This is a genomic window from Pseudomonas sp. PS02302, from assembly GCF_029959585.1.
GTDB lineage: Bacteria > Pseudomonadota > Gammaproteobacteria > Pseudomonadales > Pseudomonadaceae > Chryseomonas > Chryseomonas aestiva.
Genome location: NZ_JASCON010000018.1, coordinates 60097 through 70150, shown reverse-complemented (window position 1 = coordinate 70150; position 10054 = coordinate 60097). Strand labels below are relative to the sequence as shown.

Here is a 10054-nt window from a genome sequence, read left to right as displayed (position 1 = left end):
AAGCCACGGGCGCGGGGGGGGCCCGGGGGGGGGGGGGGGCGGGGCGGCCCCCGGGGCGCCGGGGGCCCGGGGGCCGCGGACCTCAGGCCGCCTTGCGGCGAGTGGAGGGCAGCAGGATGGTCAGGACACCCAGCAGCGGCATGTAGGAGCATAGCTGGTAGACGTATTCGATGCCGCGATGGTCAGCGAGATTGCCCAGCCCCGCGGCGGCGATGGCGCTGACGCCGAACATCAGGCCGAAGAAGATCCCGGCGATCATGCCCACGTTGCCCGGTACCAGCTCCTGGGCATAGACCACGATGGCCGAGAAGGCCGAAGCCAGGATGAAGCCGATGATGACGCTGAGCACACTGGTCCAGAACAGGTCGACATAGGGCAGGGCGAGGGTGAAGGGCGCCGCGCCCAGGATCGAGAACCAGATGACCGCCTTGCGGCCGATGCGATCGCCGATGGGGCCACCGAAGAAGGTGCCGGCCGCGACCGCACCCAGGAAGAGAAAGAGGTGCAGCTGGGAGCTGGCCACCGAGAGGCCGAAACGCTCGATGAGATAGAAGGTGAAGTAGCTGGTGATGCTGGCCATGTAGATGTACTTGGAGAACACCAGCAGCGCCAGCACGATCAACGCGAAGGTCACCTGGCCGCGCGACAGGCCGTGGCTGACCGCGGCAGCCTTGCGCCCCTTGGCGCTACGCAGATGATTGCGATACCAGCGCGACAGCCCGTATTGCACGCCGATGGCGAACAGCGCGAAGAGCGCGAACCAGGCGACATGAGTCTGACCATAGGGAATGACGATGGCTGCCGCCAGCAGGGGGCCGATGGCGGTGCCGGCATTGCCGCCGACCTGGAAGGTGGATTGCGCCAGGCCGAAGCGTCCCCCCGACGCCAGGCGGGCCACCCGCGAGGTTTCCGGGTGAAAGGTCGAGGAACCGACGCCGATCAGCGCCGAAGCGGCCAGGATCGCGGGAAAACTGCCGACAAAGGCGAGCAGCAGTACGCCAATCAGGGTACAGACCATGCCGGCGGGCAGCAGATAGGGTTTAGGATGGCGGTCGGTATGGAAGCCGATCCAGGGTTGCAAGAGCGAGGCGGTGATCTGGAAGGCCAGGGTGATCAGGCCGATCTGGGTAAAAGTCAGACCATAGCTGTCCTTGAGCATCGGATAGATCGAGGGCAGGACGGACTGGATCAGGTCGTTGATGAGGTGGGCCAGCGCACAGGAGGCCAGGATTCCCGCCACCATCGGCGAGGCGCCGGCCAGGGCGGCGGGGGGATTTTCGCCAGGAACGGCTGACGTGGCAGAGGAAACGGCCATGCAGGTATTACCCTTATTATTTATGTCCAGCCGCTCACTGTGGCATCCTGTGGTATCGGAATCCAGTGCCAGTTACCGGATGTTTCCGGCAACCGACCCCACGTCACCCGGGCGCTTGACCTGGTTGGGGATAGATCGCACCTTCCACTCTTTTCACGCTTTTGTAATGGCAGATCCCATGACAGCCAAAGATCCACTGCTCCTCGACCAGCAACTCTGCTTTTCCCTGTACTCGGCTTCGCTGGCGATGACGCAACTCTACAAGCCCCTGCTGGAGAGCATGGGCCTGACCTTCCCGCAGTACCTGATCATGCTGGTGCTCTGGGAACATGACGGCCTCACCCTCAAGGAATTGTCCAATCGGCTGCGGCAGGATTCCGGTGCCCTGACCCCCGTGGTCAAGCGCCTCGAGGCCGCCGGGCTGGTGACGCGCCGTCGCAGTGCCGAAGACGAGCGCAACCTGTCGATCGAACTGACGACCGCGGGTCGCGCGCTGCGCGATCAGGCCAATGGGATCAACAGCCGGGTACGGCAGGTCTGCGCCCTGGGCGATGCGGGCCTGGATGACCTGCGCGAGACCCTGGTCATGCTGCGCACTCGTCTGGACGAGGAAGGCAACCCGACGTCCTGAACGAACCGGGTACCTACGGTTCCCATGGCTACAGTCGCCGGGGAATTCGCATGACCTTCAACTACCAGCCTGACCAGAATTATCTGCTCGTGGATCTCACCAGCGGGCGCACTGCGGGCAAGCTGCTGCAGGGCGAACTGCATATCGCCGAAAGCTGTCAGGGGGAAGATCCCCGGACCTACGCCCAGTTGCTCGACGAAAAAACGCTGCGCAGCACCCTGGGTGACGAGGTCGGACAGCGCGAGGGCGATATCCTTACCCTGCGTCGCACCGGCATCAAGCTGCGCCTGGTACCCCTGGAAATCGCCTGCGACTAGGCATTGCGAGGGCTGAGGATCGCCCTGAACAACCAGGCGACCAGGGCCACGTTGATCAGCGCCAGCAGGCAGAGCAGACCCAGCACCGCCTGGGGGCCATGGTGTTCCAGGATATAGCCACAGAGCAGGGGCGTGGCGGCCTGGCCAAGTAATGCCGGGCGCGCCATGCGACCGAGGATGGTGGCGTATTCCGCCGGACTCCAGAGCGCCAGCGGCAGGGCGCCACGAATGATGGCCCTCAGGCCATTGCCCGCACCGAAGATCACCAGACCCACGACTGTCACCCAGACCAGGCCGGGCCCCAGGGTGACCAGCAGCAGGCCGGCGGCCGTGCAGACCACCGAGGCCAGGGCCGTCCACAGCGGGTGGCCGTTGCGGTTGAGCAGGTCGATGATCCGCGAGGCGACCTGACTTGGCCCCAGGCAGGCGCTCAGCGCCACGGCGCTGGCCAGGCTGTAGCCGATCCCCTGCAGCAGGGTGATCAGCTGGACGGAGATGGCTGTCATCAGCACCGCGCCCAGGGTGAAAAGGGCCGTGAGTACGCCGTACAGGGCGCGATCAACCGGTACTGCCGGTGCCGCCTGGTTGGGCCGCGGCGCCTGGGTGGCGAGGACCGGAGCGGGCAGGGCGCGTCGATACAGCGGCCAGATCGTCAGCAACAGGACGGCCGCATAGACCAGGCAGGCACCGCGCCAGCCCAGATGACTTACCATGAAGGCGGCGACGGGCCAGGTAATGGCGGTGCAGAAGCCGGAGACCAGGGTGATGCCGCTGATCGCCGAGCGGGCCTGGGTGCCGTAGCAGGTGCCCAGGGTCGCGAACAATGCATCGTACAGACCCGCGGCCATGCCGATACCCATCACCACCCAGGCGAGCAGGAACAGCGGCAGATGCTGGGCGCTGGCCATCAGGGTCAGCCCCGCGGCCACCCCCAGACCGCTCAGCGACAGCAGTGTCCGGCCCCCCTGGCGGGCGATCAGGCGGCCACACGCCGGTGCGAGCAGGCCGGAGACCAGGACGCCGAGCGAAAGACCGCCATAGACCCATTGCCGGGACCAGCCGGTCTCCTGTACCACCGGATCGGCCAGCACCGCGAGAATGAAAAAGGAGCCACCCCAGACGAGGATCTGGGCGATGCCGAGCAGCAGGATCTGTAAGGGCGAAGCCTTGGCGACAGGGGTAGTCATGACAGCGTCGGACAGGATGGCGAATAGAAGGGGCGGACCTTAGCCCCTGTTACCTTTCGCCGCAATCGTCTGATTTTTTCGGGCAATGGCATTTTGTAATCAGCTCGACATCTTGCCTGCCTAGGCTGCTGTGCTTGACCGTCTTCCTGCAGTGACGCCTCCATGCTTCGGATCCTAGCACCCCTTCGCCGCCTGTCCCGCCGTTCCTGGTTGAGAGCTCTCAAGACCGGCCCGCGGATGCTGTTGTCCTTTACCTTCGCCGCCGTGCTGCTCGCCGGATTGGGCAGCTTTTCGCTATGGGAGATGCAGCAGCTGCGCCGTCAGGCGCTGAGCATGGAGCAGGACTGGTTGCCCAGTATCGCCATCGCCGATTCCCTGGCGATCAACCTCGGCAAGTTGCGCAACCAGGCCTCGGTGGTGCTGCTCAATGCCGAGGATCCGGGCGCCGTGGCCATGAGCCGGGTCACCCTGGAACAACTGGTCAACGAAACCGATCAGCTGTTCCGGGACTATGCGCCGGTCGTCACCGATGCGACCGAAGGGGATTCGATCAAGGCCCTGCACGAGGCCTACCTGCCTTTCGTGGAAGGCCTGCGCGAAGAGGTGCGCCTGATCGAGCAGCAGCAGGTCCCGGCCGCGCGGATGCAACTGGATACCGTGGTCGGCCTCAAGGGCGACCTGATGGACATGCAGGTGCAACTCCTGCGCGAATTGAACAAGCAGGGCGCGGCCCAGGCCAGGGAAGTGGCGAACGTCCAGTTCCTGCAGGCCCGCGCCATCGTCTGGTCGGTCATTGGCGGCGCCATTCTGCTGCTGCTGCTCCTGGCCTGGCGATTGACCCGTAGCGTGGTGCAGCCGCTGCGCCAGGCGCTGGACATCTCCGGCGGCATCGCCGCGGGTGATCTGCGGCAGAACATCCAGCCCCAGGGACGCGACGAGGCAGCCATGCTGCTGCTGGCGCTGGAGCGTATGCAGGGCAATCTGCGCGAGGTGCTGGCCCATACCGGCAACGCCTCGGAGCAACTGGCCTCGGCCTCGACCCAGGTGAGCGCGGTGATGGATGAAAGCTGCCGCAACCTGGAGCAGCAGACGACCGATATCCAGCATGCGGCCAATGCCGTCACCCAGCTCAATCAGGCGGTCCAGGCGGTGTGCGAGCACGCGACCTCCACCTCCGCCGAATCGCAGCGCTGCGTCGATCAGGCCAAGCAGGGGCAGACGCAGGTCCGCCAGACGCTGGCCGCCATCACCCAGCTGGTGGGCAACGTGGACGCGGCGGCCAACCAGGCTGGCCAGCTGGCCGAACAATCCAAGGGCATCGGCAAGATGCTCGATGTCATCCGCAACGTCGCCGAGCAGACCAACCTGCTGGCGCTCAACGCCGCCATCGAGGCAGCCCGTGCCGGGGATGCCGGACGCGGCTTCGCGGTAGTGGCCGACGAGGTGCGGGGCCTGGCGCGCCGAACGGGCGACTCCACCCGCGAGATCGAAGGCCTGATCGACGGTATGCAGCAGGTCAGCGAGAAGACGGTGACGGCCCTGGATCAGAGTCGACTCCAGGCCAGCCATACCCGCGACCAGGCCCAGGCGACCTGGCAGGTGCTGGAAGGTATCACCCAGGCCATCACCGCCATCGGCCAGCGCAACGACGCCATCGCCGCGGCCACCGAAGAGCAGACGGCCACCACGGCGGCGGTCGATCGCAACCTGACGCTGATCCGCGACGCGGCGACCCAGACCGCCGCCGGCGCCCAGCAGACCAGTGCCAGCAGCCAGCAGCTTTCCGCCCTGGCCGCCGATCTGCACGGCGCCCTGCAGCGCTTCGTGGTCTAGGACGGGCGGGATCTCAGGCCGCCAGCATCACCCGGTCGCGGCCTTCCTGCTTGCCACGGTAGAGCGCCTGGTCGGCGCGCTCCAGGGCGCTGGCGAAGGCCTCGCAATCGCGAATCTCGCACACCGCCAGGGTCGCGGTGACCCGCGCGGGACCGCGTTCGAGGGACTGGGTGACATCGGTCAGGCGCTGGCGGATGCGTTCCGCCACGCCCCAGGCCACTTCGGTCCGCGCCTGGGGCAGCAGCACCAGGAATTCCTCGCCGCCCCAGCGCGCCGCCAGATCGGAGTGGCGCACCTCGCGGCGGATGACGTCGGCGATGCCCTGCAGCACCAGATCGCCGCAATCGTGGCCGAAGCGATCGTTGATGTGCTTGAAGTGATCCACATCGAAGAGAATGAGGCTGCCGGCCACACCACTGTGCTGGTCGGCCTGGTCGAGAATCCGCCGGCGGTTGTAGAGGTTGGTGAGGCTGTCGTGGCTGGCGGAATGCAGCAGGTCCAGCTGCATCTTGGTGCTGTGGTGGAAGGAGGCGCCGGTGCCATAGAGCAGCAGTAGCAGGGCGCTGATGACGTTAACGACGCCGAAGAGCTTCATTGCCAGGGGCGCGAGAGCCGCGGGAGGGTGCAGCAGATAGCCGCCCGCCAGGGTCACGAGGATTCCCAGCGCCAGCAGCAGATGGCGGATCGGCGCGGTGCGGTAGTTGTAGATGACGATCGGCAGGATGCACAGCACGTAGTAGTGGAAGTTGCTGTCCCAGCCGAGTTGCCAGGTGGCGATCCAGGCGTGGGCGACGATCTCGCAGCACATGGTCAGGCTGGCGATGCGATAACGGCGCTGGCGCAGGGCGGCCAGGCAGCCGACGTAGGCCGCGATGCTGAGCACGTTGGCCCAGGCCATCAGGATCTGGTCGAGCAGGACGAAGATGACCAGCAGCGCCACATGAATGGTCATGGCCGCCTGAACGACAGGTTTGGCGACTTGCCAGAATTTGCCCAGGGAGTCGTTGAGAGCCTGGTTGCGATCACGATAGGAAAGAGCAGTCATGAAGAGGTCACCAGAAAGCAGTGCGCCAATGATAAACGCGCTAACAGTAAGCTTAATGGCAAACGGCCAGTCCGGGTGATCCTTTAGCCGAATGGAGGCTGGAACGGATCGAGTGGAGCGCTGCCGCGACCATCGGCGCTCCTGACTGCGGTGCTGTGCCCGGGTTCGTCCGCGCTATCCGCCCAGCCGCCTGCTGATGGCCTGGGCGGCGGCGTGCAGACGGCTCGCCGCGGCGCCTCCGACCTCGGCCTGGAAGCCTGGCGCGGCGCCGACCAGGGTCAGCACCCCGGCCAGCCGGCCGCCGGCTCCAAACAGTGGTGCGGACAGCGCATTGACACCCGCCATCAGCAAGCCATGCACCGGTTGGATATGGGTCTCCCGCAGCTGGCGTGCACCTTCCGCCAGCTCCGCCACGCTGGGCGCATCCGGCCGGTGCAATTCTTCCGCGCGCAATGCCGCGGTCTCGACATCCGGCAGGAAGGTGTTGAACACCAGGCCCGTGGAGGAGCCCAGCAGCGGCAGTACCGAGCCGACCTGGGTCACCAGGGTGACAGCGCGCAGCGCCTGTTCCACCAGCACCACCGTCGGCCCCTTGTTGCCCCAGACCGCCAGGAAGCTGGTTTCGCCGACCTCGTCGCGCAGATCGGCCAGCAGCGGCGCCGCCAGCTTCACCACATCCAGCCGACCCAGGGCGGCCAGGCCAACGAACAGGGCGGCCTGACCGAGTCCGTAGTGATTGGTCCGCGGATCCTGCTCGGCGAATCCGCTGGCGATCAGAGCCTGCAGGTAGCGGTGCACCTTGCTGGCGGGCATGTCCAGGTGGCTGGCCAGGCGCGACAAGGACGTCGACGGCGCCAGCTCGGCGAGGGCCTTGAGGATATCGGTGCCGACCTCGGCCGCCTGCACCTTCTGGCGTCGTGGGGGTGCTGCTTCGGGGGTGTTCGTCATCGTTTCGATCGCGTGGGTAAAGGCAGCGTTATAGCTTGACGCTCTCCTGGGTTCAATTTACTTTTTGCGTAAACCTGTTACGCATAATGGGTGGGCCAGGTGGACAGACAAGAACAAGCAACAACGCCAGTGACCTATCAATCCGGCTTTGGCAATCACTTCAGCGCCGAGGCCCTGCCGGGTGCCCTGCCCGTCGGGCAGAACTCGCCACAACGCGCGCCCTTCGGCCTCTATGCCGAGCAACTCTCCGGCACGGCCTTTACCGTGCCGCGCCACGAGGCTCGGCGCTCCTGGCTGTATCGGCTCAGGCCTTCGGCCGCCCATGGCCGCTTCCAGCGCTGCGCGCTGCAGTTGACCGGCGTGGAGCTGGGCGCGCCCACACCCAATCGCCTGCGCTGGAATCCCTTGCCGATGCCGGCCGCCGCCACCGATTTTCTCGCCGGGCTGGAACGGCTCGTCGCCACCGACCCGGGTGACCAGGCCGAGGGCGTCAGCCTCTATCGCTATGCCGCCAATGCCAGCATGACCGGCGTCTTCTACGACGCCGATGGAGAATTGCTGATCGTGCCGGAGCGAGGGCGGCTGGACCTGGTTACTGAGCTAGGTCTGCTGCGCATCGAGCCGCTGGAGATCGCGGTGATTCCACGCGGCATGAAATTCCGGGTGGAGGTGGTGGAGGGCGAGGCGGTACGGGGTTACGTCTGCGAAAACCACGGGCGCTCTCTGCGGCTGCCCGAGCTGGGTCCGATCGGCAGCAACGGCCTGGCCAATCCGCGGGATTTCCAGGCACCCGTGGCCCGCTTCGAGGATCGGGAGGCACCCACCCGGCTGGTGCAGAAATTCCTCGGCGAACTCTGGGAGACCGAGCTGGATCACTCGCCGCTGGACGTGGTCGCCTGGCATGGCAACAACGTGCCCTACAAATACGACCTGCGTCGCTTCAATACCCTGGGCACCGTGAGTTTCGATCATCCGGATCCCTCGATCTTCACCGTGCTGACCGCACCCGGAACCAGCGAAGGGGTGGCCAACATCGACTTCGTGATCTTTCCGCCCCGCTGGATGGTCGCGGAAAACACCTTCAGACCACCCTGGTTCCACCGCAATCTGATGAACGAATTCATGGGTCTGATCCAGGGAGCCTACGACGCCAAGGCCGATGGCTTCGCGCCGGGTGGGGCCTCCCTGCACGGCTGCATGAGCGCCCACGGTCCGGATCAGGTCTCCACCCAGAACGCCATCGCCGCCGACCTGCGGCCGCACCGGATCGAGAACACCATGGCCTTCATGTTCGAAACCGGGCGCGTCCTGCGGCCGACCCGTCACGCCCTGGCATCGCCGCTGCTGCAGCCCGACTACGATGCCTGCTGGGCGGGCCTCACCAAGACCTTTGTCGCGCCCGGCGCAGGAGTATCGGCATGACCCACGAATTGCCCAGCTGGGTCGCCTCGGCCAATGGCCATGCGGATTTTTCCCTGCACAACCTGCCCCTGGGCGTGTTCAGTCGCGGCGTGGAGAGGCCCCGCGGGGGCGTGGCGGTGGGTGACTTCATCCTCGATCTGGGGTTCGCTCTCGAAGCGGGTCTGTTCCGCGGCGAGGCCCAGCGGGCCGCCGAACTGGCTGCTCAGGAAACGCTCAATGCCTTCTTCGCCGCCGGCGGGGCGGCGCGGGTCGCATTGCGCCAGGCCCTGCAGGCCTTGCTGCGCGCCGACCATCCGCAACGCGAGCAGCTCGAGGAGCTGGCCGAGTATCTGCTGGCACCCCAGAGTGCCTGCCGAATGCACCTGCCGGCGCGGGTCGGTGACTACACCGACTTCTATGTCGGCATCCACCATGCCACCCAGATCGGTCGGCTGTTCCGCCCGGACAATCCGCTGCTACCCAACTACAAGCACGTGCCCATCGCCTACCACGGCCGTGCTTCGACCCTCGGGGTCTCTGGCAAGGCGTTCAAGCGACCCAAGGGTCAGACGCTCCCGCCCGGGCAGGAGGCGCCCGTGTTCGGGCCTTGCCGCCGGCTGGACTACGAGCTGGAGCTGGGGATCTGGATCGGCCCGGGCAATGCCCAGGGCGAGTCAATCGCCATCGGCAGCGCGGCGGAGCACATCGCCGGTTTCTGCCTGCTCAACGACTGGTCGGCGCGGGACATCCAGGCCTGGGAATACCAGCCGCTGGGCCCCTTCCTGTCGAAGAGTTTCGCCAGCACCCTGTCGCCCTGGGTAGTGACCGCGGAAGCCCTGGCACCCTATCGCCAGGCGCAGCCAGCGCGGCCTGCCGGGGATCCCCAGCCCCTGGCCTATCTGTATGACGAACGCGACCAGGCCCAGGGCGCGCTGGACATCGAACTGGAAGTGCTGCTGCGTACGCCGCGCATGGTGGAGCAGGGGTTGCCTGCCCAGCGGCTCGCCCTGAGCAATACCCTGAACATGTACTGGACGGTGGCGCAGATGGTGACCCATCACACCGTCAATGGCTGTGCCCTCCAACCCGGCGACTTCTTTGGTTCGGGCACCTTGTCCGGGCCGGATGCCGGCAGCTGCGGTAGCCTGCTGGAGCTCACCCAGGGCGGCAAGCAGCCGCTGCAACTGCCAGGCGGCGAGACCCGTACCTTTCTAGAAGACGGTGACGAGGTCACCCTCAGGGCGCGCTGTCAGCGGCCTGGACTGCCCACGATCGGCTTTGGCGAATGTCGCGGCCAGGTGCTGGCCGCGGGGTAGGGCAGCGCGGATTGGCCAACGACCTGAGTGCCGTTGACAAGGCCTCCGGGCAGGCGCAGAT

9 protein-coding genes and 1 pseudogene are annotated in these 10054 nt (G+C 66.2%); 6 read left to right on the top strand and 4 right to left on the bottom strand.

The window, feature by feature from the left end; translation table 11 throughout:
• Nucleotides 1-82 precede the first annotated feature (82 nt).
• Nucleotides 83-1243, bottom strand: a complete 1161-nt coding sequence (locus tag QMX82_RS08730) for an MFS transporter (RefSeq protein WP_178083922.1) — start codon at nt 1241-1243, stop codon at nt 83-85.
• Nucleotides 1244-1493: 250 nt separating this feature from the next.
• On the opposite strand from QMX82_RS08730, the gene QMX82_RS08725 reads away from it, so the two are divergent.
• Together QMX82_RS08725 and QMX82_RS08720 are read left to right on the top strand one after the other, a co-directional pair.
• Nucleotides 1494-1946: a MarR family winged helix-turn-helix transcriptional regulator gene (locus QMX82_RS08725; RefSeq protein ID WP_208691138.1), complete on the top strand. Its 453-nt coding sequence runs from the start codon at nt 1494-1496 to the stop codon at nt 1944-1946.
• Between the two features lie 50 nt (nt 1947-1996).
• A complete protein-coding gene (locus QMX82_RS08720) occupies nt 1997-2263 on the top strand; it encodes a hypothetical protein (protein WP_208691139.1) in 267 nt (88 codons plus the stop codon).
• On the opposite strand, the gene QMX82_RS08715 is transcribed toward QMX82_RS08720, so the two are convergent.
• On the bottom strand, nt 2260-3450 hold the full coding sequence (locus tag QMX82_RS08715) for an MFS transporter (RefSeq protein WP_282282385.1): 1191 nt from the start codon (nt 3448-3450) through the stop codon (nt 2260-2262). The two genes, QMX82_RS08720 and QMX82_RS08715, sit on opposite strands and share 4 nt — an antisense overlap.
• A 162-nt stretch (nt 3451-3612) precedes the next feature.
• On the opposite strand from QMX82_RS08715, the pseudogene QMX82_RS25985 reads away from it, so the two are divergent.
• Both QMX82_RS25985 and QMX82_RS25980 read left to right on the top strand, forming a co-directional pair.
• Nucleotides 3613-4428, top strand: a pseudogene (locus QMX82_RS25985) (MCP four helix bundle domain-containing protein); the annotation flags it as partial.
• A complete protein-coding gene (locus tag QMX82_RS25980) occupies nt 4420-5283 on the top strand; it encodes a methyl-accepting chemotaxis protein (RefSeq protein WP_442969376.1) in 864 nt (287 codons plus the stop codon). The pseudogene QMX82_RS25985 and the gene QMX82_RS25980, both read left to right, overlap by 9 nt.
• 13 nt (nt 5284-5296) lie before the next feature.
• Here QMX82_RS25980 and QMX82_RS08705 read toward each other — a convergent pair whose 3' ends face one another.
• Both QMX82_RS08705 and QMX82_RS08700 read right to left on the bottom strand, forming a co-directional pair.
• Nucleotides 5297-6328, bottom strand: coding sequence for a GGDEF domain-containing protein (locus QMX82_RS08705; RefSeq protein WP_280307312.1), 1032 nt, complete (start codon nt 6326-6328; stop codon nt 5297-5299).
• Nucleotides 6329-6502: 174 nt separating this feature from the next.
• Nucleotides 6503-7276: an IclR family transcriptional regulator gene (locus QMX82_RS08700; RefSeq protein ID WP_208691143.1), complete on the bottom strand. Its 774-nt coding sequence runs from the start codon at nt 7274-7276 to the stop codon at nt 6503-6505.
• Nucleotides 7277-7375: 99 nt separating this feature from the next.
• On the opposite strand from QMX82_RS08700, the gene hmgA reads away from it, so the two are divergent.
• Together hmgA and fahA are read left to right on the top strand one after the other, a co-directional pair.
• Entirely contained in the window at nt 7376-8698 is a 1323-nt protein-coding gene (gene hmgA / locus QMX82_RS08695) for a homogentisate 1,2-dioxygenase (RefSeq protein ID WP_208691144.1), read from the top strand.
• The gene (fahA, locus tag QMX82_RS08690) at nt 8695-9993 is read left to right on the top strand and encodes a fumarylacetoacetase (protein ID WP_282282371.1); all 1299 of its coding nucleotides are present in this window, start codon (nt 8695-8697) and stop codon (nt 9991-9993) included. Before hmgA ends, fahA begins: the two co-directional genes overlap by 4 nt.
• Nucleotides 9994-10054 lie beyond the last annotated feature (61 nt).

Coding starts and splice junctions, on each gene's coding strand:
- QMX82_RS08720 (WP_208691139.1), top strand. CDS start 1,997: ATGACCTTCAACTACCAGCCTGACCAGAATTATCTGCTCGTGGATCTC.
- QMX82_RS25980 (WP_442969376.1), top strand. CDS start 4,420: ATGCAGGGCAATCTGCGCGAGGTGCTGGCCCATACCGGCAACGCCTCG.
- QMX82_RS08715 (WP_282282385.1), bottom strand. CDS start 3,450: ATGACTACCCCTGTCGCCAAGGCTTCGCCCTTACAGATCCTGCTGCTC.
- QMX82_RS08730 (WP_178083922.1), bottom strand. CDS start 1,243: ATGGTGGCGGGAATCCTGGCCTCCTGTGCGCTGGCCCACCTCATCAAC.
- QMX82_RS08700 (WP_208691143.1), bottom strand. CDS start 7,276: ATGACGAACACCCCCGAAGCAGCACCCCCACGACGCCAGAAGGTGCAG.
- QMX82_RS08725 (WP_208691138.1), top strand. CDS start 1,494: ATGACAGCCAAAGATCCACTGCTCCTCGACCAGCAACTCTGCTTTTCC.
- fahA (WP_282282371.1), top strand. CDS start 8,695: ATGACCCACGAATTGCCCAGCTGGGTCGCCTCGGCCAATGGCCATGCG.
- QMX82_RS08705 (WP_280307312.1), bottom strand. CDS start 6,328: ATGACTGCTCTTTCCTATCGTGATCGCAACCAGGCTCTCAACGACTCC.